Annotated in this window: 25 protein-coding genes and 3 pseudogenes; 7 read left to right on the top strand and 21 right to left on the bottom strand. The window is 70.3% G+C overall.

Features of this window, described 5'->3' with window-relative positions:
* Window positions 1–9: 9 nt before the first annotated feature.
* Complete coding sequence (locus E0F75_RS35430; RefSeq protein WP_229315087.1) at window positions 10–1,200, bottom strand: CaiB/BaiF CoA-transferase family protein; 1,191 nt, start codon at window positions 1,198–1,200, stop codon at window positions 10–12.
* A 132-nt stretch (window positions 1,201–1,332) separates the two neighbouring features.
* On the opposite strand from E0F75_RS35430, the gene E0F75_RS35425 reads away from it, so the two are divergent.
* A complete protein-coding gene (locus E0F75_RS35425) occupies window positions 1,333–1,968 on the top strand; it encodes a TetR/AcrR family transcriptional regulator (protein WP_229315086.1) in 636 nt (211 codons plus the stop codon).
* Between the two features lie 188 nt (window positions 1,969–2,156).
* Here the strand turns inward: E0F75_RS35425 and E0F75_RS35420 are convergent, their stop codons facing one another.
* The gene (locus E0F75_RS35420; RefSeq protein ID WP_374115494.1) at window positions 2,157–2,321 is read right to left on the bottom strand and encodes a hypothetical protein; all 165 of its coding nucleotides are present in this window, start codon (window positions 2,319–2,321) and stop codon (window positions 2,157–2,159) included.
* A gap of 16 nt (window positions 2,322–2,337) precedes the next feature.
* Window positions 2,338–2,567 (bottom strand): annotated as a pseudogene (locus E0F75_RS35415) (transposase family protein); the annotation flags it as partial.
* Between the two features lie 169 nt (window positions 2,568–2,736).
* Here E0F75_RS35415 and E0F75_RS35410 point away from each other — a divergent pair.
* A pseudogene (locus tag E0F75_RS35410) lies at window positions 2,737–2,940 on the top strand (response regulator transcription factor); the annotation flags it as partial.
* Window positions 2,941–2,948: 8 nt separating this feature from the next.
* On the opposite strand, the gene E0F75_RS35405 reads toward E0F75_RS35410, so the two are convergent.
* Window positions 2,949–3,545, bottom strand: coding sequence for a hypothetical protein (locus E0F75_RS35405; protein WP_229315085.1), 597 nt, complete (start codon window positions 3,543–3,545; stop codon window positions 2,949–2,951).
* A gap of 303 nt (window positions 3,546–3,848) precedes the next feature.
* Between E0F75_RS35405 and E0F75_RS40805 the strand changes: the two are divergent.
* Window positions 3,849–4,568, top strand: a pseudogene (locus E0F75_RS40805) (transposase); the annotation flags it as partial.
* A 291-nt stretch (window positions 4,569–4,859) separates the two neighbouring features.
* On the opposite strand, the gene E0F75_RS35395 reads toward E0F75_RS40805, so the two are convergent.
* Window positions 4,860–5,594, bottom strand: coding sequence for an SOS response-associated peptidase (locus E0F75_RS35395; protein ID WP_229315084.1), 735 nt, complete (start codon window positions 5,592–5,594; stop codon window positions 4,860–4,862).
* Window positions 5,595–5,807: 213 nt separating this feature from the next.
* Here E0F75_RS35395 and E0F75_RS35390 point away from each other — a divergent pair, with 213 nt between their 5' ends.
* From E0F75_RS35390 to E0F75_RS35380, 3 genes are read left to right on the top strand one after another with little or no spacing between them, the layout of a single operon-like run.
* Window positions 5,808–6,662, top strand: coding sequence for a transposase (locus tag E0F75_RS35390; protein ID WP_374115490.1), 855 nt, complete (start codon window positions 5,808–5,810; stop codon window positions 6,660–6,662).
* Window positions 6,659–6,916, top strand: coding sequence for a DUF6400 family protein (locus E0F75_RS35385; protein ID WP_229315083.1), 258 nt, complete (start codon window positions 6,659–6,661; stop codon window positions 6,914–6,916). Before E0F75_RS35390 ends, E0F75_RS35385 begins: the two co-directional genes overlap by 4 nt.
* A complete protein-coding gene (locus E0F75_RS35380) occupies window positions 6,900–7,130 on the top strand; it encodes a hypothetical protein (RefSeq protein ID WP_229315082.1) in 231 nt (76 codons plus the stop codon). The genes E0F75_RS35385 and E0F75_RS35380 overlap by 17 nt, the downstream gene beginning before the upstream one ends.
* A 2-nt stretch (window positions 7,131–7,132) precedes the next feature.
* Here E0F75_RS35380 and hypE read toward each other — a convergent pair whose 3' ends face one another.
* The 15 genes from hypE to E0F75_RS35305 all read right to left on the bottom strand — a co-directional run bounded on the left by hypE (window position 7,133) and on the right by E0F75_RS35305 (window position 22,034).
* Window positions 7,133–8,173, bottom strand: coding sequence for a hydrogenase expression/formation protein HypE (gene hypE / locus E0F75_RS35375; protein ID WP_229315111.1), 1,041 nt, complete (start codon window positions 8,171–8,173; stop codon window positions 7,133–7,135).
* A 49-nt stretch (window positions 8,174–8,222) separates the two neighbouring features.
* A complete protein-coding gene (gene hypD / locus E0F75_RS35370) occupies window positions 8,223–9,407 on the bottom strand; it encodes a hydrogenase formation protein HypD (RefSeq protein WP_229315081.1) in 1,185 nt (394 codons plus the stop codon).
* Complete coding sequence (locus tag E0F75_RS35365; RefSeq protein ID WP_229315080.1) at window positions 9,404–9,721, bottom strand: HypC/HybG/HupF family hydrogenase formation chaperone; 318 nt, start codon at window positions 9,719–9,721, stop codon at window positions 9,404–9,406. Before E0F75_RS35365 ends, hypD begins: the two co-directional genes overlap by 4 nt.
* 10 nt (window positions 9,722–9,731) lie before the next feature.
* On the bottom strand, window positions 9,732–12,191 hold the full coding sequence (gene hypF / locus E0F75_RS35360) for a carbamoyltransferase HypF (RefSeq protein WP_229315079.1): 2,460 nt from the start codon (window positions 12,189–12,191) through the stop codon (window positions 9,732–9,734).
* The gene (gene hypB / locus E0F75_RS35355; RefSeq protein WP_229315078.1) at window positions 12,188–12,883 is read right to left on the bottom strand and encodes a hydrogenase nickel incorporation protein HypB; all 696 of its coding nucleotides are present in this window, start codon (window positions 12,881–12,883) and stop codon (window positions 12,188–12,190) included. Before hypB ends, hypF begins: the two co-directional genes overlap by 4 nt.
* Before the next feature lie 2 nt (window positions 12,884–12,885).
* Complete coding sequence (locus tag E0F75_RS35350; RefSeq protein ID WP_229315077.1) at window positions 12,886–13,281, bottom strand: hydrogenase maturation nickel metallochaperone HypA; 396 nt, start codon at window positions 13,279–13,281, stop codon at window positions 12,886–12,888.
* 141 nt (window positions 13,282–13,422) lie between these two features.
* Window positions 13,423–13,563 (bottom strand): hypothetical protein, encoded by a 141-nt coding sequence (locus E0F75_RS35345; protein ID WP_229315076.1) that lies wholly within the window; start codon window positions 13,561–13,563, stop codon window positions 13,423–13,425.
* On the bottom strand, window positions 13,560–14,090 hold the full coding sequence (locus E0F75_RS35340) for a hydrogenase maturation protease (RefSeq protein ID WP_229315075.1): 531 nt from the start codon (window positions 14,088–14,090) through the stop codon (window positions 13,560–13,562). Before E0F75_RS35340 ends, E0F75_RS35345 begins: the two co-directional genes overlap by 4 nt.
* The gene (locus tag E0F75_RS35335) at window positions 14,087–15,484 is read right to left on the bottom strand and encodes a hypothetical protein (RefSeq protein WP_229315074.1); all 1,398 of its coding nucleotides are present in this window, start codon (window positions 15,482–15,484) and stop codon (window positions 14,087–14,089) included. Before E0F75_RS35335 ends, E0F75_RS35340 begins: the two co-directional genes overlap by 4 nt.
* Window positions 15,481–16,119: a DUF6084 family protein gene (locus E0F75_RS35330; RefSeq protein ID WP_229315073.1), complete on the bottom strand. Its 639-nt coding sequence runs from the start codon at window positions 16,117–16,119 to the stop codon at window positions 15,481–15,483. The genes E0F75_RS35335 and E0F75_RS35330 overlap by 4 nt, the downstream gene beginning before the upstream one ends.
* Window positions 16,116–16,775 (bottom strand): DUF5947 family protein, encoded by a 660-nt coding sequence (locus E0F75_RS35325; protein ID WP_229315072.1) that lies wholly within the window; start codon window positions 16,773–16,775, stop codon window positions 16,116–16,118. Before E0F75_RS35325 ends, E0F75_RS35330 begins: the two co-directional genes overlap by 4 nt.
* Window positions 16,772–17,329: a hypothetical protein gene (locus tag E0F75_RS35320; protein WP_229315071.1), complete on the bottom strand. Its 558-nt coding sequence runs from the start codon at window positions 17,327–17,329 to the stop codon at window positions 16,772–16,774. The genes E0F75_RS35325 and E0F75_RS35320 overlap by 4 nt, the downstream gene beginning before the upstream one ends.
* Window positions 17,326–19,110 (bottom strand): nickel-dependent hydrogenase large subunit, encoded by a 1,785-nt coding sequence (locus E0F75_RS35315; RefSeq protein ID WP_229315070.1) that lies wholly within the window; start codon window positions 19,108–19,110, stop codon window positions 17,326–17,328. Before E0F75_RS35315 ends, E0F75_RS35320 begins: the two co-directional genes overlap by 4 nt.
* Window positions 19,111–19,195: 85 nt before the next feature.
* Window positions 19,196–20,278, bottom strand: a complete 1,083-nt coding sequence (locus E0F75_RS35310) for a hydrogenase expression protein HypE (protein ID WP_229315069.1) — start codon at window positions 20,276–20,278, stop codon at window positions 19,196–19,198.
* A gap of 34 nt (window positions 20,279–20,312) precedes the next feature.
* Window positions 20,313–22,034, bottom strand: a complete 1,722-nt coding sequence (locus tag E0F75_RS35305; protein WP_229315068.1) for an enoyl-CoA hydratase-related protein — start codon at window positions 22,032–22,034, stop codon at window positions 20,313–20,315.
* A 259-nt stretch (window positions 22,035–22,293) separates the two neighbouring features.
* Here E0F75_RS35305 and E0F75_RS35300 point away from each other — a divergent pair, with 259 nt between their 5' ends.
* The gene (locus E0F75_RS35300) at window positions 22,294–22,677 is read left to right on the top strand and encodes a hypothetical protein (RefSeq protein WP_229315067.1); all 384 of its coding nucleotides are present in this window, start codon (window positions 22,294–22,296) and stop codon (window positions 22,675–22,677) included.
* 148 nt (window positions 22,678–22,825) lie between these two features.
* Here E0F75_RS35300 and E0F75_RS35295 read toward each other — a convergent pair whose 3' ends face one another.
* Entirely contained in the window at window positions 22,826–23,191 is a 366-nt protein-coding gene (locus tag E0F75_RS35295) for a PRC-barrel domain-containing protein (RefSeq protein WP_229315066.1), read from the bottom strand.
* Window positions 23,192–23,265 lie beyond the last annotated feature (74 nt).

Raw genomic sequence — 23,265 nt, 5'->3', positions numbered from 1 at the left:
GAGGGAAGGTCAGATCACGCCGTCGGCGCGCAGCGAGGCGAGCTCGTCCGGGCCGAGGCCGAGCACACCCGTGTAGACGTCGGTGTTGTGCTCGCCGAGCGCCGGGCCGGTGCTCCGGATGCTGCCGGGCGTCTTCGACATCCTGGGCAGCGGCGCGACCATCGACAGCGGCCCGAAGTCGGGGTCGTCCACCGTGACGAGCGTGCCCCGCTCGCGGTAGTGCGCGTCGGCAGCGATGTCCGCAATGCTCATCAGCGGCGAGGCCGGAATGCCGGTGTCGCTCAGGAACTTCGTCACCTCGTCCGCCGAGTACCCCGCAACCCAGTCGGCGATGAGCGCGTACAGGGCATCGGCGTGTTCCGCCCTCGCCGCCCGCGTCGCATAGGCGGGCTCCTCCGCCAGCTCCGGGCGGTTCATGACGGCGGCCAGCCGGCCGAAGAGGGCGTCGGTGCCTGCGTGGATCGACACGCGGCGCCCGTCGCAGGCGGTGAAGTCGCTGGCGGGCACGATCTGCGGATTCCGGTTGCCCAGGCGCTCCCTGACCTTGCCGGTCGTCGCGTACGCGGCGAGCGCGTCCTCGGAGGCCCTGAACCCCGCCTCGTACAGCGCGAGGTCGATCACCTGCCCGCCACCGCCCGCGGTGTCCCGGTGGTACAGCGCGGTGACCACCGAGAACGCGCCCAGGTAGGCGGCCATGTAGTCGATCGTCGAGTACCCGCTGCGCACCGGCGGTCGGTCCGCGTCGCCGGTGACGTAGGTCAGGCCGGCGAAGGCACTGGCGATCCGGTCGAAGGAACCGCGGTCGCTGTACGGGCCGGTCAGCCCGTACCCCGTCACATACACGAGCACCGTGTCCGGTGCGAGCTCCCGCAAGGTGTCCGGGTCCAGCCCCCAGGTCTTCAGCGTCGGCGGCCGGTAGTTGGTGATCACGACGTCGAAGTGCGGAACGAGCCGGCGCGCGATCCGCTGCCCGGCCTCGGTGCGCAGGTCCAGGGTGACGGACTTCTTGTTGCGGGCCTCCTGGGCCCAGTACGGGGACCGGGCGCCCGGAGTAGGGCCGCGGGTGAAGTCACCGCGGCCGGGATCCTCGACCTTGACGACCTCGGCGCCGAAGTCGCCGAGGAACGTGGCGGTGACCGGCGCGGCCAGCACGGTGGACAGGTCAAGAACGCGTATGCCCGCCAGCGGAGGTGTCGACATGGGTTCCCCTTCGCACGTTCACGTTATTCACGTTTCGTTATTAACGAAACGTTGCTAGTGGGACCATAGAGTGGTCCCTGCGGCGCGGCAAGAGCCGAGACGGGAAGATCCAGAACGATCGGGGAGCAACACATGACCGAGAGCGGGACCGGCGGGACCGGAAAGACGCGGCGGCGCCGGCGCAGCCGCGAGGAGACGGAGGCGGACCTTCTCGCCGCGGCACGCACCCTGCTCGAGCGCGACGGAGTGCTCGCCGGGGTCAACCTCCGGGAGATCGCCGCCGAAGCGGGGGTCAACCACGGGCAGATCTACCAGTACTTCGGCAGCCGTCAATCCCTGCTGCGAGCCGCGGCCGCCGACCTCGTGGAGCGCCAGACCGAAGACCACGACGGCCACTGGGAACAGCCCTTCGCCGAACGACGGCTCGCGATGTTCCACCATCGCCTCGACGAACCCGAACTGGTCACACTCGAAACGCTCCTGGCGCTCGACCGCGACGACAACTTCAGCCCGCTGCCTCGATTCCCCCAGACCCTGCAGAGCCTGGACCGCGACAAGGCCGACGGCTCGCTACCCGAGGACGCCGACGCCGTCGCCGCGCACGTCATGACCGCCGCGGCACAAATGGGCTACGTCATCTTCCGCGAGGCCTACGCCCGCGACACCGGCATCCCCCTCGACGAACTCGACGAACGCGCCGCCCAAGCATTCAGCCTCATGATCGCCGGCCTGGCCGCTCCGTCATCGCAGCAGACCCCACAGGCCTGACACGGCCCCGCCCCGAAGACACCAAAAGGCCAGCAGTGCGTTTGTGCGCTTCCTGGAGACCGGCGCAACCGGCGATCTGTAGCGATCGCTCGCTGTCGCCGCCGGAGGCGTATCAGCACCTGGTTCCGCCGGCTCGGTGACGGGGTGGGTGGCCGGCTCGCGTCCCCCCGCACGGCGCGGATAGTCGATCACGTGGCTGCGTCGAGGAGGTGCGCTCCGTTGTTGCGGACGTGGTTGACCGCCGTGGAGACGGGCCGGACGTCGAGCCAGCCGTCCGCGGGGCGGGTGAGCAGGGCGCAGAGGTCGTCGATGTCGGGGGTGCGCCAGTACTCGTAGAGTCCCACCACGGCCATCACCTGACCGTCGGTGGGGAGCCGGCTCGAGCGCCAGCAGCGGACGGAGCCGTTGGATGACTCGGCAGACCCTGGCGGGCGAGGCCCCGAACATCGGCGCGAGCTGTCGCATGGTGAGGTTCGTGCGGTAGTACACAGCCACGAGCAGCACCGGTCCGGCATCGGCAGACACCACGGCCGGCCACCACCCGGGCCGTTACCCCCTCGTTCCCGGACCACCTTCACCAGCTTCACGAACCGCTCCATCCGCAAGCCCTTTTCGTTGGTTCTGTGGGTGCGTTGGAGTCGTTGGTGGGATCCTGGTGCTGTGTCTTTCGAGCCTTCGTCTGTTGTTCTTCCTTTGACGCGGCCCGCAGTTGGCCGAGGCTCGGCGTGTGCGGGCGGCTGAGACACCGGCAGCCGCACCGCGTCGGCGGAACCGACCGCCCGCGAACGCGAGGCCGTAGTCCTGGTCGCAGAGGGTCTGTCCAACGACGAGATAGCGGACCGCATGGTAGTCAGCCCGCTTACCGCGAAGACTCACGTCAACCGTGCCATGACCAAACTGGACGCCCACGACCACGCCCAACTCGTGGTACTCGCCTACGAATCAGGTCTGGTCACCCTGCGTACCACCTGAGGTGTCCGTCAGGGCTTGAGGAGAGCTGCGGTCTCGCGGGCGGCGTCGACGGCTCCGGCGCGGGCAGCCTGCCGGTCGTCGTCGCTGCGGGCGTAGGCCAGGTAGATCACCATGTTGCTGCGGCGGAAGACAACCTGCGCGGTGATGTTCTTGCCGGGTACGGGCGGACTGAAGCGGAGGAAGGCTTCGTCGCCGATCCCGAGCAGGTCCTCCTGGGTACCCTTCTCCCAGCCCAGTTCACCGTCGATGCGCAGCTCCCGCATGTCCTCCTGGGCCAGCTCGACATTGAGGCGGCTGGCGAAGAGATGGACGTTGGCCCGGTACTTCCCCTTCTCGCGCGGGGCAGCCCACGTGCAGGACACCACGTCCTCACGTCCGCCATACGCCTCGGGCACGAGCCGGTGGATCGTCTCGGGGGTGACGAGCTCGCAGAACTGCGGATCGGCCTTGAATTCGCCCTCCTGCCGACCCTCCCACCATCGCCATGCCCAGAAGGCGGCCAGGGTGACGACGATCAGCGCGAGCGCGGCGACGAAGGCGAGACGCGAGGGCGCGGCGGGCCGGGCCGGCACGACGGGCCCGGCGGCATCGGGGGGTATGGTCACCGCCGCAGCATAGGGGCCGCAGCCGCGTGAGGATCCGGGGTTTCACAGCGCCGGACTCCCCTGCCCTAGATTTCGGTCACGAGCCAGATGCCGTCGTTCTCTTTCAGGACCAGCTGGGACAGTCCAGCGGGACCCGGTGGCAACCGACCCCTCAGGGCTCGCGATGTAGGACAGGCCGCCGCCGTTCGAGCCGATGACCAGACCGTGGACCTTCTGATCCGCGCCGGCGTCGACAACGCCGTACTCCTGGAGTCAGTCGGCGACGTCACCTGGGCGGACGTCGGCAATGGCTACTTCCTTACTGATCGTTCCCCCTTGGTCGTCTCGCTGACCAGCGGAAACCGTCATGACGTCACGCAACTGATGCCCTTGCTGGATGCCATTCCCCGCATCCGAGGGACGCGCGGGCGGCCGAGGCACCGGCCGGGCCGGCTGTTCGCCGACCGCGGCTACGACTACGACAAGTACCGCCGCCATCTTGTCGTAGCGAACGGCAGGGACATCTCAATGCCTGCTTGGAGCGGCTCCCGGCATCCGGTACGCCGCCGCTACCGGACCGGCAGCTCCCGGTCTGCCGCCGCACCACGGTCCCGGGGTATGTGCGCCAATCAGCGCAACGTCTCCCCGCGCATGGGCGGGTGCCACGGCCTGGAGCGGGACGGACATCAGCTTGTGGGAAACGGCGGGCGGCCGCGTCCCGTTCACGCCTGGCACGCGGCCGCACCCGATCCGGCACCGTACGTCGAGCGTGTTTCCCGAGGAGGACAGATGCCGATCTCACCACCCATCTGCGAGGCGGCCAAGGCCGGCCTTGCAAAGGCCAAAAAGGACACAGCTCGCACGCTGAAGGAGCTGCACGACGCCGAGCGCAAGCTCCACGAGCTGGAAGCAGCACAGCCCCCGGACGAGGCGGCGATCGAGGCCCAGAAGGCCAAGGTCGAGCAGGCCCGGGCCATCTGGCTGGAGGCAAAGAAGAAGCAGAAGGAATGGCAGGAATCGGTGGACGAAGTCTGCAATCCGTAGCACGGACGGATGGGGCCGGAGACGTCCTCGGCCGCACGGAGGTCCTCCGCGCCAAGATCCGCGCTGCCGGCCTCGCCGCGCCGGAGACGATGCTCGAGCCCGGCCCTGCGTTCCACGACACCGTAAAGCCAACGAGACCGGCCTCACCGCGACAATCAACACGTCCGGTTCCACCCCGGCTCCTCACCAGCCGACCGATCGCCCCGGGCGGGTCCCGACGAGCCGTTCCCGGCCCCGGCCACGGCGGGTCTCGACGGGCCGTCCCCGGCCCGGGCACAGCGGGGCAGCAGGCTAGGTGGCCGCGTCGAGGAGGTGAGCCCCGTTGCTGCGGACGCTGTTGACGGCCGTGGATACAGGCCGGGCATCGAGCCGGCCGTCCGCGGGCTGGACGAGCAGGGCGCGGAGGTCGTCGATGTCGTGGTGGCGGGGGTCGAGCCAGGCGTCGTAGTGGTCCGGGGTGAGGGCGAGTGGCATGCGGGGGTGTACGCGGCCGGCCGCGTCGGTGGCCTCGGTGGTGATGATCGTGCAGGTCGTCAGCCAGGCGTCGGGGTCGTCATCGCTGGTGATATCGGGGTTGCGCCAGTACTCGTACAGACCCGCCATGGCCATCACCTGACCGTCGATGGGGTGGATGAAGTACGGCTGCTTGCGCGTCTTGCCCGTCGCCTCGTCCTTCACCGGCTCCCATTCGTAGAAGCCGTCGGCAGGCAGCAGGCAGCGGCGTTTCGCGAAGGCGCGTCGGTAGGCGGGTTTCTCGTGCACGGTCTCCACGCGGGCGTTGATCATCCGGGAGCCGGCCTTCGGGTCCTTCGCCCACGACGGCACCAGACCCCACCGCAGCGCCCGCAGCTCACGGCGTACCTCGTCGTCGCCGTCCCGCCCGGCGCGTTCAAGGACCGCGTAGACCTCATCGGTCGGCGCAACGTTCCAGCTGGGCGCCAGCCTCTCGGCAGGGTTCCAGTCGGTCACCTGGAAGAGCCGGGCCAGGTCTTCAGGACCACGGGTCGAGGTGTAGCGGCCGCACATAGAACCACTGTGCCACGACGCCACCGCGGGCCAGCGCATCCAGGCGCCGGGCGGGTGCTCGGCTGGCTGTCGTCCTCGGCGTGGCCGTCAGCCGGAGCACGGTGTTGCGCCTGATCGACGCTCTTCCCGAGCCGGAGGTGCCGGGGCCGCGGGTGGTCGGCGTCGACGAGTACGCAACCCGCAAGGGCCGCCCCTACGGCACCGTTCTGGTCGATGTCGAAACCCGCCGCCCGATCGACCTGCTCCCAGACCCGGGAAGCGTCAAGTCTGGCCGCGTGGCTCGCCAAACGGCCCGGCGTCGAGGTCATCTGCCGGGACCGCGCGCCGTTCTTCGCAGAAGGCGCCACAGCCGGAGCCCCTCAGGCGATCCAGGTCGCGGACCGATGGCACCTCTGGCACAACCTCAGCGAATCCGCCGAACGAGCTGTCGCCCGGCACCGCCACTGCCTCCGAGTCCTCGTTCCTACGGCCCCTGAAACCGGGCCGGCGCCCACCTCCGACAGGAATCCGTCCAGTTCCCCCTGGCCGATGGGCCACCGGTTCGCCGAGCGCACCCGCGCCAAGCACGCCACGATTCACGCACTGCTGGCCGCTGGACACGGCAAGCGGTCCGTGGCCCGGCAGCTCGGTACGCGGACGCACTGGCCCGAACTCGATGCACTCACCAAGCATGTGCGGTCCTTCGCGGCCATGTCTACCGGGCGTCAAGGCGAGCGCCTGCCGGACTGGCCCGACGCCGTCCGACAGGACGACTTGCCCAGCCTCCACGCCCTGGCCGCCGGTATCGACCGAGACCGCGACGCTGTCATCGCCGGCCTCACCCTGCCCGCCGTGTCAGCACCGGACGGTCGCCGCTTCGCGGGGCCTGGCTTTCATCCGACAGGCGCCGCATGGCCGGGCCGGCCAACGCACAAGGTGTCAAGCGTCCTGCAAGCAGCGCCTCTGCATCTCGGCATGAGGTGCGCCACAGCGAGCGTCGAAGGCAGGCCGGGGTCTTCCGTACGCAGTGACCGCTCTGGTAGACGTGGCGGCATACGTGTTCGATTCACCCGAAAGCTCCAGCCATGAACCACAGCCCCGGCCCCCGTTCCGCCCTGATCGACTTCAGTATCGACCTGACCGTCGAGGAGGCACGTCGGCGTGCCGAAGTCGTGGCAGCCCTTGGGCCCGACTGGGACCCCGTGGCCGTTCTGCGCGAGGAGGAGGCGGCGCACGCCCTGCTGTACTCAGGCCTGGACGAGGAACAGCAGCGGCTGCACGCGAGGCTGGTCGCGGCCGGTGTGCTGCCCGGGGAGGTGCCGCGTCGTGCGTCTTCCGCTTGATCCCCATGCCGACCCGGCCCGGCGGGCCTGGGTCGCCTGCCCCGGTTGCGACGACGCCCGCGGCTGCGGGACCTGCCTGGAGCGCCGGAACTGCCGGAGCCACTGGCGCTATCTGATCGGGAACAACGGACCCCGGGTCCACCTGCAGTGTCCGAACTGCACACACATGTGGACCCTCGACACCTCCCGTGAACCTCACGGCCGCCGGGCCTGAGCTCAGCAGATGCGCGGCAGCTGCTCGCCGAGCGGCATGTCCACGACGCGGGTGCCGCCGAGTCCGGTACGAGCCACCACCATGCCTGGATGTGTCTCGACCGCCTCGCCGATCACCGCTGCCTCGATACCCGACGGGTGGGCGCGCATCGCGGCTAGTACGGCGTCTGCGTGGTCGCGCGGGACGAAGGCCACGAGCTTGCCCTCGTTCGCGACGTACATGGGGTCGAGTCCGAGCACCGCGCAGGCGTTGGCGACCGCTTCGGGGACCGGAACGGCCCGCTCCTGGATCACGACGCCCGTGCCCGAAGCGGCCGCGATCTCGTTCAGCGAGGCGGCCAAGCCCCCGCGTGTGGGGTCGCGCAGCACGTGCAGGTCCCGCGTGACGGCCAGCATCGCCTCGACAAGGCCCCCGAGCGGTGCGCAGTCGCTGGTGATCTCGACACCGAATTCGAGCCCCTCGCGCACACTCATGATCGCCACGCCGTGCATGCCGATCGGGCCGCTCACGATCACCACGTCTCCGGGCACCACCCGTTGCGGGCGTAGGTCGACGCCGTCGGGGATCAGCCCGACCCCCGAGGTGTTGATGTAGATGCCGTCGCCGTGACCGGCCTCCACGACCTTGGTGTCACCGGTGACGACCTGGACGCCGGCCATGCGTGCCGCCGCACCGAGGGCCTGTGCGACGCGGCCGACCACGTGGGTCTCGACACCTTCTTCCAGGATGAACCCACAGGAGAGGTGGCTCGCCCGGGCGCCGCTCATGGCGAGGTCGTTCACGGTGCCGTTGACGGCGAGGTCGCCGATGCTGCCGCCGGGGAAGAACAGGGGGCGCACCACGAAGGAGTCCGTGGAGAACGCCAGGCGGGCGCCGCCGATGCGGATCTCGGCAGCGTCGGCGGTGTGCGCGAGGGCAGGTCCGCCGTAGGCGGGTGCGAAGACGTGCTCGATCAGCTCGGCGGACAGTGCGCCTCCGCCGCCGTGGCCCATGACGATGCGTGTTTGGTCGCGCAGTGGCGCCGGGCAGGTCCAGGCGAGCATGTCGGGTGCAGGCTGTGCGGTGTCGACCGCCGGGGTGGTGCTGACGGTGTCAGGCAAGGGGGCTTCCCTCCAGAGAAGCGGGAACCGGGGACGGGGTTCCGGAGGCCGCGCGGGATGCCGCGGGAGGCCGTTGTCCCGGGGTTCCGCCGTCGAGCCGCCGGTACAGGTAGTAGGCGGCGCAGGCGCCCTCGCTGGACACCATCGTGGCGCCGAGCGGGGAGCGCGGTGTGCAGGTGGTGCCGAACGCCTCGCATTCGTTCGGTTTCAGCAGGCCCTGGAGGACTTCGCCGCTGCGGCACTCGGCGGGCTCGCGGGTGTCGATGCCCTCGACGGAGAAGCGGTACTCGGCGTCGTGGTCACGGTAGTGTTCGGACAGGCGCCAGCCGCTGTCCAGGATGACGCCGATGCCGCGCCAGGCCCGGTCGGTGATCTCGAAGACATCGCTCAGCATCGCCTGCGCCGCCGGATTGCCCTGGGCCGTCACGGCGCGCTGGTAGGCGTTCTCGACCGTGTGCTCGCCCCGTTCCAGCTGAAGCAGGGTCCTGCGTACGCCTTCCAGGATGTCCAGCGGCTCGAATCCGGTGACCACGATCGGCACCTTGTGTCGCTGTGCGAGCTCGGGGTACTCGGCCGTGCCCATCACACTGCATACGTGGCCGGCGGCGAGGAAACCCTGGACGCGGCAGTCCGGGGACCGCATGATCGCGTCGATCGCCGGAGGGACGCGGACGTGGGACACGAGCAGACTGAAGTTGCGGATGTTCCGCTTGCGAGCCTGATGGACCGTCATCGCGTTCGGCGGGGCGGTGGTCTCGAAGCCGATGCCGAAGAAGACCACCTCCCGGTCCGGGTTCTGCTCGGCGATCCGCAGCGCGTCCAGCGGGGAGTAGACCACCCTGACGTCGCCGCCGTGCCCGCGGACCTGGAACAGGTCGCGGCCCGTGCCTGGGACGCGGAGCATGTCGCCGAACGAGCAGAAGATCACTCCTGGCCGGGAAGCGATCTCCAGGGCCTTGTCGATCATTTCCAGCGGAGTGACGCAGACCGGGCAGCCCGGGCCGTGGATCAGCTCGATCTCGGGGGGCAGAAGCTGGTCGATGCCGTGCCGGATGATGCTGTGGGTCTGGCCGCCGCATACCTCCATCAGGGCCCAGGGGCGAGTGACCGTCGCCCGGATCTCGTCGAGCAGCCGGCGCGCCAGGTCAGGGTTCTGGAACTCGTCGATGTACTTCACGGCCGTACCTCCCCGTGGACGTCGTCCTGCGTCTGCCACTCGCTCACCGCGGTCTCGGCGGCCTCCCACGGGTCTCCGAACTCCTCCTGGAGCAGGCCGAGGGTCTCGAACAGCTCCAGCGTCCGCTTGGCCGACTCCTCATCGAGCTTCTGGAGGGCGAAGCCCACGTGCACGATGGCGTACTCGCCGGGTCTCAGGTCCGGCAGGTACTCCAGGCACACCTCCTTGACCACACCCCCGAAGTCGACCGTGGCCATCCGGGTCCCGTCCCGGTCCTCCACGTCCAGCACTCTTCCAGGTACTGCCAGGCACATGGGTGTCTCCTCACTGTCGCTCTCGTCGCGGCGTGGCGGGGGCCGCTCGGTCCGTCGTCCGGGCGGCCACGACGAGTTGGCCGAGTGCCAGACCGCCGTCGTTCGGCGGGATCAGGCGGTGACGCAACACGGTGAGGCCGTCCTGCCGCAGCCCTTCGGCGCAGGCTGAGAAGAGCACCGTGTTGGCGAACACTCCCCCGGTCAGGGCCACGGTCTCCACGCCGGTCTCGCTGCGGGCGGCGGCGCAGACCGTACGCACCAGTCGGGCCACGGCGCGGTGGAACCGTGCCGCGACGACGGCTGCCTGGGTCCCGTCCAGCACGTCGGCGGCCACCGCCGCCAAAAGGGGTGCGGGGTCTGCGGTGAGCGGGGCGCCGGACTGCGGCGAACCGAGCCGGAAGACGTAGCGTTCGTCCTCGGCGACGTCGGGTGCGCGCAGGGCCGCGGCCTCCAGCTCGATCGCGGCCTGTGCCTCGTATCCCGCGTGGTGGCAGATGCCCGCAAGGGACGAGACGGCATCGAACAGGCGCCCCATGCTGGACGTGGACACGCAGTTCAGCCCTCTGGCCAACTGCCTTTCCAGTACGGGCAGTTCTCCCGGCGCACAGGCTCGCGTGCAGGGCAGGGCACTGTCGGCGGCGAGACCCGCAGCCCACAGGTGGGCCAGAGCCATGCGGTAGGGCCGTCGTACGGCCGCGTCGCCGCCCGGCAGGGGTACGTAGGAGAGGTGCGCGAACCGCTCGAACCCGGCGTAGTCCGCGAGCAGGAACTCACCGCCCCACACGGCGCCGTCGAGACCGTAGCCGGTGCCGTCGAAGGCGACGCCGATCACGGGAGCCGTGCCGTCGAGGCCGTTCTCGGCCATCGCCGCCGCGACGTGCGCGTGGTGATGCTGTACGGAGACGACAGGCCGTCCCGCGGCGTGTCGGCGGGCCCAGCGGGCGGACCGGTAGGCGGGGTGGCGGTCGGCGGCGAGCAGTCCGGGCCGTACGCCCGTGACGGACTCGAGCCGCCGCTCGGCTGAGGTCAGGGCGAGCTGGGTGGTGAGGTCGTCCATGTCGCCGATGTGGGCGGAGAGCCAGGCCTGGTGTCCGTCGCCGAGGCAGAAGGTGTTCTTCAGGTCTCCTCCGACGGCGAGGGCGGGGGCGACCTCCACGGGCAGCGCGACCGGGAGCGGCGCATACCCGCGGGAGCGGCGCAGCGTCAGCTGCTCGCCGTCGCAGACGCGGACGACGGAGTCGTCGCAGGGAACATGGATCGGCCGGTCGTGCAGGAGCCAGGCGTCCGCCAGTCCGGAGAGTCTGGTCAGTGCCTCCGCGTCGTCCGTGACGATGGGCTCGCCCGCGAGATTGCCGCTGGTCATCACCAGCAGCCGGGGTCCTTCTCCGTCCGCGGTACCGAGGCCGAGGAGGAGATGGTGCACGGGGGTGTACGGGAGCATGAAGCCGAGGTCCGGGCTGCCCGGTGCCACCAGCCGCGCCGGCGCCGGCGCGGCCCCGTGGTACGGCCGCGCGTCGTCGCGGCGGCGCAGCAGTACGACGGGCCGGACGCCGCCGGTGAGGAGTTCACGTTCGAGCGGGCACAGGTGCGCGAGCGGCTCGATGTCGGCGAGGTCCGCGGCCATCATCGCGAACGGTTTGTCACCGCGTGCCTTGCGGCGGCGTAGTTCGGCCACCGCGTCGGCGTTCGTCGCGTCGCAGGCGAGGTGGTAGCCGCCCAGGCCTTTGACGGCGAGGATCGCGCCGGAGGCGAGCATCCTGCGTGCGGCGGTGATCGGGTCGGCCCCGGGATCGCGGCCGGGATCCGTCCGGGCGTCGTCGGAGGACGGATCCGTACCGGAGGACGCGGGGCCGCTCGGCGCCGTGACCAGCCGCAGCCGGGGGCCGCAGTGAGGGCAGGCGACGGGCTGCGCGTGGAAGCGGCGGTCGGCCGGGTCCGCGTACTCCCGGGCGCAGTCCGCACACATCGGGAAGTCGGCCATGGTGGTGTGGACCCGGTCGTAGGGCAGTCCCGTGACGATCGTGAACCGCGGGCCGCAGTGGGTGCACGTGATGAAGGGGTGCAGGTACCGCCGGTCGGCCGGGTCCGCGAGCTCCGCGAGGCAGTCGTCGCAGGTGGCGGTGTCCGGCGGGACGAGGGTGCGGACGGCGCCTCCCTGACGGGAGGGCACGATGGTGAATCCGCTGTCGCCGCTCGCGGTCATCTCGGCCGACTCGACCGACTCGACCCGGGCCAGGGGCGGGGCGTCGGGCACGAGGCGGGCGCAGAAGGATGCGATGTCCGCGGGATCTCCCTCGACCTCCGCGACGACGCCGTCCGACGTGTTCGTGACGTGGCCGGACAGCCGCAGCCCGGTGGCGAGGGCGTGGACGAAGGGCCGGAATCCCACACCCTGCACGACGCCGCGGACGACCACACGGCTGCGCCGCGGGGCCGTGGCGACCACGGGTCCGGACCGCGCCGTGGTCACGCGTCGGCCCGGGCCATCACCGGGGTGTGGACGCGGTTACCCTCGGCCGCCGCGACGGCCCGGTCAAGCAGGTTGCCCGCTCCTCTGCCGTCACGTACCGAGCTGAGAACGACCTCGACGCCGGGGTTCACCTGCTCCACGTTGGCGCGGAAGGCCGTCTCGTCGAACTCCGCGGCCTCCGCCATGTCGATCTTGGTGACGATCACCAGCTGGGCGAGGCCGAACGCGGTGGGGTACTTGAGCGGCTTGTCCTCCCCCTCGGTGACCGAGGCGAGCACGACGCGGAGCGACTCGCCCAGGTCGTAGCCGGCGGGGCAGACGAGGTTGCCGACGTTCTCCACGAACAGCAGCCGGGTCGACTCGGGCAGCCAGTCGTGCAGGTGGCGGGCGACCATGTCGGCCTCCAGATGGCAGAGGCCATCGGTGAGCACCTGCTTGACGGGGACACCCGAGCGGGCCAGGCGGCGGGCGTCGTTCTCGGTGGCGAGGTCGGCGGTGAGCGCGGCGACACTGACGCCGCGCTCACCGGCGAGACGCAGTTCGCGCTCCAGCAGGGCGGTCTTCCCGCTGCCGGGGCTGGAGAGCAGGTTGACCACGGTGGTGCCGCGGGCGGTCAGCTCGGTACGCAGGATCTGTGCCGCGGCCTCGTTCTTCGCGAGAACGGCACGCTGGAGATCGACTGCTCGGCACATGCTCAGCTCTCCTCGGTGATCGGTTGGCGATGTTCTTCCCGCCGCGCCTCCGGGTCGGCCCAGCGGACCTCCCGGATCTGAAGTTCGCGGCCGGAGACAAGCCCGTCGGCCGCGGCGCCGCAGCCGGGGCAGAGGAGCCGCGGCGGCATGCCGACCGGCCAGAGCTCGGCGCACCGTGTGCAGCGCGCGGTGCCGGGGACGGTTCGGGTGATCAGCTCGGCGCCCTCGACGACGGTTCCGGCACAGGCGAGTTCGAAGCAGAAGGCGAGGGCGTCGGCGACGACGCCGGCGAGCTCGCCCACGTCCAGCTCGATACTTCTGACGCCGATGGCCCCCTGGGACCTCGCCGCCGTCTCGACCTGGTCGACGACGGCGACCGCGAGAGACATCTCGTGCATCGGTCTCCGTCCTGGACGCCGGGGTGGGTCTCGGGCGTCATTAGAGAACGGAATGTGGCGGGCGAACACCTGGCACGCCGGGGCCGCACGGCTGTGTCGTCCGTTCGGTGCAGCCGCCACCACCGAACAGGCGGAGGAGGGTCACATCCTGCTGATGCGCAGGTAGCGCCGAAGGTCGGGGAGGACTCCGGCGACGACGGCCGCGACGGCCAGGGCGGCGGTGGCGACAGCTGCGATGCCGAGGACGTTCCTGTGCATGGTGCTCTCCGTTTCCATGTTCATACGACGGCTTCCTGCCAGACCAGTTCGGTCACCATGCGCACGGCTTCGGGCACGGCCGCGGCAACCTGCGGGCTGAGCCCGATACCCTCGTCGAGACTGGCCGCTTCGCAGCCGACGAGGAGGATCCGCCGTGGCGGCGCGGCTCCGGTTCCCGCGCACAGGGTGTCCAGCAGGGCGAGGACGGCGTCGGGCGTCATCCGGTGGCCGTCGAGCGGCGCGGGCTCCGTACCGCGGCCTCGGTCGCCGGTCGCCGAGGCGTCGATCAGATAGAGCGTCCCCGGTGCGCCGCCGCGAGCCGTGATGTCGACGAGGACGAGGGTGTCCCAGCCGTCGAGGAGTTGGTAGGCGAGGTGGACGCCCCGGACGCCGACGTCGGCCAGCTCGACGGTGGCGGGGAGTTTCTCGCGGGTGAGCCGCCGCAGGGTCTCCACGCCGAAGCCGTCGTCGCCGAGGAAGATGTTGCCCACCCCGGCCACGAGGGTGCGGGCCGTGCCGGGTGCTCCGTCCTCGGGCGTGGGGCCGTTCACCTGTCCTCCAGGGCTTCGACCTCGTCGGGCTTGAAGTAGAGGTACCGGCCCTGTTCGCGACGGATGTCGGCGCCCGGGTCGTCCTCCACGGTGACCGCGATGTGGACTCCGCCGTCGACGTCGTGGAGGACCGCCTCGACCAGTGCGCTGCGCCCGTCGAGGAACAGGTCCTGGGCGTCCGTGCGGCGGAGTCGTGGGCGCAGGACGACCTTGCTGCCGGCGCGGACGGCGCGTCCGTCGACGAGGACGTGGTCGTTGCCCGGGTCGACACCGGTGTCGCCGCCCGGGTCCCACCAGGGCGTCTCCGGTTCGAGGATGTTTCCGGCCGGCTTCGGGGTCCCGGTGACGTCCTGGAGGCTTCGGACCGCTCCGTGCAGACGTTCGAGGACCTCGGGCGGCATGGTGTCCGCCAGTTCGATCACCGCCGCCGCGCGGGCGTCGGTCCCCCTGGCCTCGCGCTTCTCCTCGTCGGTGAGGGCCGCCGTGCGCAGGGCGAGGATCTCGTCGATCTCGGTCGCGTCGTAGAGGGCGCCCGGGCTCTCGGGCGCGATGGCCGGATGATCCTCGAGGATGATCGGTGAGGAGAGCACCAGGTCGTCACGGCCGGGTTCGCCGGACAGGACGGGCCAGGTGTGCAGGTTGCGGCAGGCGGCGACGGCGCCCCTGGCCCATTCCGGCGGGTCGGTCATCGACAGGAACGAGCCGCCGTCGAGGCGGAGCAGGGTGTGGGTGGCAAGGAGCGAGTACGGCAGTGCCGCGTGACGGTCGGTGTCCGGCCCGGCGGTCCAGGCGCTGGTGTTCTCCACCGTGACCGAGAGGCGCTCGACACGGTACGGGCCGTCGAGCTCTGCCGCCGAGAGCCGTACGGTGCCCCTGATCTCCTCGCGGCGGCGTACGAGTCGGCCGAGGACGCGTCCGTCGGCTTCGGTGACCTCCTCCGTCTCCTCGGCGGCGGGGCGGGTGAAGGGCAGGGCGATGCCGTCGCCTCGCAGTTCGGCGACGGGGACGACGAGGGTGACGCGCTCCTCGATGCCCTCGTCCCAGGCCACCAGGACCCGGTCGGGCAGGCGAAGTTCACCGGTCGGAGCGAAGGTCCCGTCCTGACGGAGTTCCTCGACGGTACGCCGCTGGGCCCGCAGGAAGCGGACCTCCACGGCGAGTTCGGCGCCGGTCCTGGGCTCCATCAGGCACTCGGTGAGCTGGAAGTCGTGCTCCTCGGCGGCGGCGCTCCAGGACGGCGGTACCAGGACCCCGAACTGCCAGCGGAGCCGGTTCTTCGCGGCGGACGCACGGTATGGGTAGAGGACGTACCCCTCGAAGAGGACGGCGTCGGCGACGTGCCGGGCGACGGCGAACCGCGCCTCGGTGCCGGGGGTGAAGGCGACGGTGGTCATGCTGTCCTCTCCCCCGCCGCTTCGAGCAAGGACTCGACAGTGGCCTCCCACGACGGGAGGGCCCGGCGCGAGCGGTAGGCGAGCAGGGCGTCCATCGCGTCGCCCGGGAGCCGGATCCATCCGCAGCCGGGGAAGTGCTGGTCGATCATCTCGCGCCACACCTTCACAGGCATGCGATGGGAGACCTCCTTGTCCCAGGGAACGGGCTCGACGTGGAAGCCGCCGGGACCGGTGAACGCGGTGCCGGAAAAGAGCAGGAGCAGCGGGACGTCACCGTCGGAGAGCGCGCGGAAGTACCGGGACGCGGCGATGTCGGTGTCGTAGGTGCACGGCACGACGAGGTCGGTCTCGATCTCGCCGGTGAAGCCGGGCACCATGACGGAGGCCTGGGCGAACTGGACCGGGTTGAGGCTGCTGCCCCACCGGGAGCGCTCGCCGAAGAGGTCACCCAGGGCTGCGGCCTCATGGTCGTCGTAGCCGCGCCGGGCGGGTTCGATACGGATCTGGCAGCGCAGGGCCATCGCGTGCACCCGGGTGCCGCCGGTGGCGGTGATCCGTAGCCGGAACACGAGCGTGGGGCCGGCCGCGTAGGGATCGGCACGGACGTCGGTGCAGTCGAAGGAGAACTCGGTCACGGCCGGCTCCCCTGCGGCTCGCGTGCCAGCCCGCGTACGTGCGTGAAGAGGGCGTCGAGATCGGCCCGCGCCTCCGCGCCTCCGTCGAACCCCTGCCAATGCAGTCGCATGCGGCCCACCAGTTCGTAACAGAGGTCGATCGGTACCAGGAAGCACTCGGTGCGGCCCTCGTGACGGCGGAGCAACAGGGCCTCTACATCGGGTTCGAGGTGGGCGGCCAGCCGGGTGGCGTCGATGACGGACCCCCAGGCATCCTCCTCCAGTTCGCTCTCGGTGGCACCGGCCGGGCTCGGGTAGAGCGCCACCGGGCGGTCGAGGGCGGAATTGCGGAAGAAGAACGCGACAGAGACCGGGATCCGCAGCGACTCCCACGCCCGGTCGTCGATCCTGTGCCCCGGGTCGCTCAGGAAGCGGCCGGGCACCGCCCGGAAGCGGCCGGGAGAGTCGGCGGAGCGGTCCATCAACTGCGAGCACGGGCCGCAGGCACAGACGAGGGCCCGCTTGTCCGTGTCCACGAGATGCGGGTGACGCTCCTCGGCCGCCAGCGGGGCGCCGCACAGTTCGCAGCGCTCCTCGCGGGGCGGGCGGGGGGTGGTGAACCGGCGCAGGCCGGTGGGCTCAGGGGGCCGCACGGCGCTGTTCGGCGGCCCGTTCACAGGGCGGCCGATGAGCGGCCGTCCGCGCCCGCGAGCGACGGACGGGTGCCGATCTGGAGCAGCGCCGGTTCACGTGGGGCGCTGCTCTCCAGCTCGACGTCGGTCACCTCGGGGGCGAAGCAGGCGAGGGCGTCCACGGCCGCCTGCCGGACGGACTCCTGGGTGCCGGAGCAACCGCAGCCGGTCGAGGCGGTGGCCCTCAGCCGGAGCACGCCTGTCTCCTGGTCGAATCCCGCGTTCTCCACGGGCTGCGGCAGGTCGGACAGGGCGCGGTCGATACGGGTCTGCGCGTCCTCGGGGTGCAGTCCGTGCAGGTTGAGGAGGCTCGCGACGAGTTCGTCCGCGAGCAACGGGCCCAGCGGGTCCGCGGGCGGACGGGCGGCGGAGCGTCCGAGGAGCTCGACGACGCGGGCGATGCCGGTGCCGTAGAACTCCATGAGGACGCGTACGACTTCCTCCGCGGCCGCGGAGGCCTCGGCGTCGCCGTTCTCGGCCAGCCGGTCCAGGACCTCCTCGACGCGTCGGCCCGCCTGTTCGGCGGTGGTCGTGCTCATCCGGCCAGACCGCTCAGGCCGGTGGGCACGTGCATCTGCTTCACGGTCCTGCCGTTGCCCGTGTACATGTGGACGCCGCACGGCAGACAGGGGTCGAAGCTGCGCACGGCGCGCATGATGTCGATGCCCTTGAAGTTCTCGGGCGTGTTCTCCTCGAAAATCGGTGTGTTCTGCACCGCGTCCTCGTACGGGCCGGGGGTCCCGAACGTGTCCCGCGTGGAGGCGTTCCACGGCGTCGGCGGATAGGGGTGGTAGTTGGCGATCTTGCCGTCCCTGATGACCATGTGGTGCGAGAGGACACCCCGTACGGCCTCGGTGAAGCCGACGCCGATGGACTCGTCCGGCACTTCGAACTTCTCCCACGTCTGCGTGCGTCCGGCGCGGACCTCCTCCAGGCCCTTCTCGGCGCAGTGCAGGGCGACGGCGGCCGCGTACGCCTGGAAGTAGGTCCGGGCGCGGTTGCGCTCCAGGGCGTTGCTCCACTTCGGGATATTCCACTCGAAGGTGGTCTCCGGCTTGGTCATCGTCCGGGGGAGGTTGATGACGACGCTGTGCCCGGTGGCCTTGATGTAGCCGATGTCGACGAGGCCGGAGAGCGCGGTGGACCACAGGCGCGCGAGGGGGCCGCCCCCGGTGTCCAGTGCCAGGTGGTCCTTGCCGTCGAACCAGCGGGGGGACATGACCCAGCTGTACTTGTCGTCGAAATTCCGCTTCTGCGGGGCCGGGATCGTGTGCTGGTTCCACGGATGGCGCGGGTCGACCGGGTTGCCCAGCGGGTCGTGGGTGACGAACTGTTCCTGCCCCTGCCAGTCCTCGTAGTACGAGCTGCCGAGCAGGATGCGGATGCCGAGGTTGATCTCGGTGAGGTCGTTGGTGACCAGCTTGCCGTCGACGACGACACCGGGGGTGACGAACATGCGCCGGCCCCAGTCGCTCATGTTGGCGTAGGTGAAGTCGCAGTGCTCGGGGTCGTTGAGCGCGCCCCAGCAGCCGAGCAGCACACGGCGGCGGCCGACCTCCTCGTAGCCGGGCAGCGCCTCGTAGAAGAAGTCGAAGAGGTCGTCGTGGAGCGGGACGACCCGCTTCATGAATTCCACGTACCGCATGAGGCGGCTCATGTAGTCGGTGAACAGCTGCACGGACGCGACCGTGCCGACACCGCCGGGGTAGAGGGTGGAGGGGTGGACGTGTCTCCCCTCCATGAGACAGAACATCTCCCGGGTGTAGCGGCTGACCTGGAGCGCCTCGCGGTAGAACTCGCCTTCGAGGGGGTTGAGGGAGCGCATGATGTCCGCGATCGTGCGGTAGCCGTGCTCGGCGGCGTGCGGCGCCTCGGTGCGCTCGGCCAGCTCCAGGACGCCGGGATTGGTCTCGCGGACCATCTTCTCGCAGTAGTCGACCCCGACCAGGTTCTCCTGGAAGATGTTGTGATCGAACATGTACTCCGCGGACTCGCCGAGGTTGATGATCCACTCACCGAGGTGCGGGGGCTTCACGCCGTACGCCATGTTCTGCGCGTACACGGAGCAGGTCGCGTGGTTGTCACCGCAGATGCCGCAGATGCGGCTGGTGATGAAGTGCGCGTCCCGGGGGTCCTTGCCCCGCATGAACACGCTGTAGCCGCGGAAGACGGAGGACGTGCTGTAGCACTCCGCGACGCGCTTCTGCTTGAAATCGATCTTCGTGTGGATGCCGAGGCTGCCCACGATCCGGGTGATGGGATCCCAGGCCATCTCCACCAGTCCGGAGCCGTCACCCGTCGTCTTCGCCGGAGATGCCATGGTCGCTGTGGTGCCCTTCGTCAACTCTTCGACTTCGCGAACAGTGGGATGGATGGGAGGTCCTGCGGGGGTGGTGGCGCCACGGTCACCAGGGCGGCCGGTAGCCGGTGGTGATGCGCTCGCCGGTGTGCCGCCACTTCGGCTCCTTGTCCACGGTCTTGGCCGTGATGGTCCGCAGACGGCGGATGACGGAGCCGTACACGCCGCTGGCGGTGCTGGAGACCTTGCCGCCGGGAGGTTCGTCCATGAACGGCATGAACTTGTCCGGGAATCCGGGCATCGTGCACGCGATGCAGATGCCGCCGACGTTCGGACAGCCGCCGACACCGTTGATCCAGCCGCGCTTGGGGACGTTGCACTTGACGACGGGACCCCAGCAGCCGAGCTTGACCAGGCACTTCGGTGAGTCGTACGTCGAGGCGAACTGGCCCTGCTCGTAGTAGCCGGCCCGGTCGCAGCCCTCGTGCACGGTCGCACCGAACAGCCAGGTCGGACGGAGCTTGTCGTCCAGCGGGATCATGGGCGCGGAGCCGACCGCCTGATAGAGCAGGTAGGTCAGCGTCTCCGCGAAGTTGTCCGGCTGGATGGGGCAGCCGGGCACACACACGATGGGGATGCCGGCATGCGACTTCCATTCCCAGCCGAGGTAGTCCGGGAGACCCATCGCGCCGGTCGGGTTCCCCGCCATGGCGTGGATGCCGCCGTACGTGGCGCAGGTGCCGATCGCGACCACGGCGAGGGCCTTGGGGGCCAGCCGATCGATCCACTCGCTGGTGGTGATGGGCTGTCCGGTCTCCGGGTTGTCGCCGAAGCCGCTCCAGTAGCCCTCCTGCTTGATGGCCTCGTTCGGGATGGATCCTTCGACGACCAGCACGAACGGGTCGATCTCACCCCGCTCTCCCTTGAAGAACCACTCGATGAACGTGTCGGCGCCGCCCACCGGACCGCACTCGAAGTCGATCAGTGGCCAGTGGACCGCGATCCTGGGCAGCCCTGGAAGTCCCGCGAGGGCGATCTCCTCGATGCTGGGCTGCATGGCGGCGGTCAGGGCCACCGAGTCGCCGTCACAGCTCAGACCCGCGTTGATCCACAGAATGTGGATCGGCTTCTCTTCGCTGCCTGGTAGGGCACCTTGGTCCTCGGCCGGGACCGGCTTCACTGCGCTCATGAGTCGCCTCCTGAGGAGGGATGGGGCGAAGGCCTCATTTCAGGCCTGGGTCTTGCTTAACAGTCGGCCGATCCGCCCGCGTCCGCACCTGGACCATCCGGGCGCGCCGCTCGGGGGCTTCCTTCCGGACGAAGGCCCTGCGCCGTGCGTGGTAGCTCGCGGTGGGATCGGCGAAGATCGACTGCATTCGGGCGAGCTCGCGCTCACGAATGACCGCAAGGGGCAGGACGGACTCCCGGCACTCGTGCTCCGCCTTCTTCGCCGCGATCCGTGGCTGGAGACCGCGATGGGATGCCAGCTGGAGGGCCAACCGGGTGACCTCGGCAGTGAACTCCCCCGGTCCGCAGTCGACGACCCGGTCGACCAGACCCATGTCCAGCGATGCCGCGGCGGACACCGGACTGGCCTCCTCGGTGAGGCGCGCGGCCAGGGCATCGCCCACCTTTCCGGGCAGGGTACGGGTCCAGTACTCCGACCCGTACAGGCCCATGCGCCGGTAGTGCGGATTGAGCACCGACCCCGAACGACACCAGACCTCGTCGGCGGCGAGGGCGAGCATCACCCCGCCCGCCGCGGCGTTGCCGCCGATCGCACTCACGACGAGCCGGTCGGTCGTGGTGAGAACCGCCTCGACGAGGTCGTTCATGGCATTGATGTTGGCCCAGGACTCTGCGGCGGGGTCGGCGGCTGCCTCGATGACGTTCAGATGGATGCCATTGGAGAAGAAGTCGCGCTGACCGCCGAGTACCAGGACGGAGGTGGGGCGCCCTCGGGCGGTCTCGTACGCGTCCAACAGGCGGCGACACTGGTCGGTGCTCATCGCCCCACCGGGGAACGCGAACGACAGGACTCCGACCGGTCCCTGCTCGCGGTACCGGATGTCGGACCAGGTCCGACGGCCCGGCGCCGGATCGGCGGGTGCCGGCAGTTCGGGGAGCTCCGGCAACCTGCCCGCGAGGGCCAGGGTGGCGGGGAGCTTGCAGGCACGCGGCATGCCGGGGCCGGTGCGGGCGCGGAGTTCGGGGATCCACACCGCGCCGTCCACGGTGGCGCGGCAGACCGCGCCCGCCCGGGTGGCCAGCAGGGCACCGGGCCGCCCGCGCAGGCCGTCCTCCGCGTGGCCGCCGTGCAGGAACCACTCGGCGCCGAGCAGCCGGTCCGGCACACCGGGCTGCGAGTCGGCGGCCCGCAGGGTGCGCAGCACGGTCTCGGTGGCGTCCTCGTCCCACGAGATCCGGCGCTCCTCCTGGCGGAGCACGGGACGGACGCGGACCTCACCTGTCTGGGGACGCGGTGGCGCCCCGTCGGCGGCCCTCTCGACGGCGAGCAGCACGGCGGCCACGGCAGCGTCGGCCAGCTCGTTGCGGTACAGGTCGCTCTTGCCAACCTCCGGGACGCGGAAGGTGGCGGTCGCCCAGACGTCGCCCGCGTCCATCTCCTCGTCAGCCTGGAGGACAGTGACGCCCCACTCCCGGGCCCCGTCGTGGATCGCGTGGTCCAGCGAGGACGGGCCACGGTCGCCCACGGGTCCCGGGTGCACGATCAGGCAACGGTGCGCCCTCCACACGTCGCGGGGCACCACAGCCTTCAGCATGGGGGCCACGACCAGATCGGGCGCATGGCGCGCAACGGCCTCGCGTACGGCACCCCCGTCGGCGGTGACCTCGACGGGAACGGTGTGCCCGCGGTCGCCCAGTTCGGCCCAGACCCGCTGGGTGAGACTGTTGAAGCTGCTGGAGACGAGCAGGATGCGCATGGGCGGCCTTTCCGGGTCACGGCCGACGGTGCGGCCCTGGGAACCGCTCCGACCAACCGCCTGCGATCATCGGGCAGCGTGAGCCGGACAACCGCGCGGCGGAGCCAACGCCTCACCCGTTCGAGATGCGCATCCGGCCGATTGGCGGCCTCGCCGCCGCAGTGCGCTGTCCAGGAGACGCGCCATGTGTCCCGTGGGAAAATGGGAGTCCTGCAGGTATGCGCATACATGCCTCTCGTACGGACAGGCAGGTCGGTCCATGGCCGAGAAACCGAAGTCCTCCAGGCCCTCGCGCGGCGAGCCGAGCCGCGACGCCATGGCCGGTCAGCACGGATGGTCCCCCGATGTGGACGAGACGCGACAGCAGGACAACCCGAGCGCCTCACGTTCCTTCCACCCTGAAAAGCACGCGCCCCCGCCCGGCAAGGGGCGAAAGGCGGCCGAGGAGGAAGAACAGGATGTTCCCGGAAACACCGTCCACAGCGAGACGACCAGAGGTGAGAAGCGAGGCCGCTCGCCGGAAAAGGGCATGCGCGACACGGGCCGAAGAGGCCGGACTCAGCGCCCCAGCGGCACGAAGGACGACTCCGCGTTCACCGGCGTGAACCCGGACGACGACTCGTCTGACCCCCGCCCGGGATGACGCTCACGGCGCACGCGGTCCCTGGTCGGACATCGCGCCTGGGACCGGTCCCCCACCACGCTCTGACGGGCAAGGATCGGGCTTGTAGCAGGGGTGTGGGGCCCCAACCCGTCGGGTTGGGGCCCCACACCCCTGCCATGCTCGGTGATCAGAGCGGGCGGCCGCCGAACGGCGGGAAGCCGTAGTAGGTGCCCAGCTCTTCGCGGTACCCGGAGTCCCCGAGGTGCTTCTCGCGGTGGAACTCGGGGGCGTCCTTGATCTGTTCCTTGGTCAGGTCGACGAAGATCTTCCCGCCCTCCGGATCGACCCGGGTCACCGTGCTCGCCGGCAGCAGGACCTCCTTCCCGAAGATCCACACCCCGGTGTCCACGACCAGGTAGGCGTCACCGACCTCGTCGGAGTGCTTGTCCACCTTGCCGATGCTCCCGTCGGTGGCCTCCACCTTGTAACCGGTGAGATCGGCACCGGCCAGGTGGCCCGAGGTCGACTGGAAACTCCACACATGCTCAGTCACGCGAAAACAACTCCTCCGGTAAAGGGAGGACGGCGAGTAATTCCCGCCGTCTCTACTTTCCGTACGTCGTGCGC

This window comes from Streptomyces sp. CB02980, from assembly GCF_014451325.2.
Classification (GTDB): Bacteria; Actinomycetota; Actinomycetes; order Streptomycetales; family Streptomycetaceae; genus Streptomyces.
The sequence above is the reverse complement of the archived record's forward strand: the minus strand, read 5'-3'. Positions and strand labels throughout refer to the sequence as shown.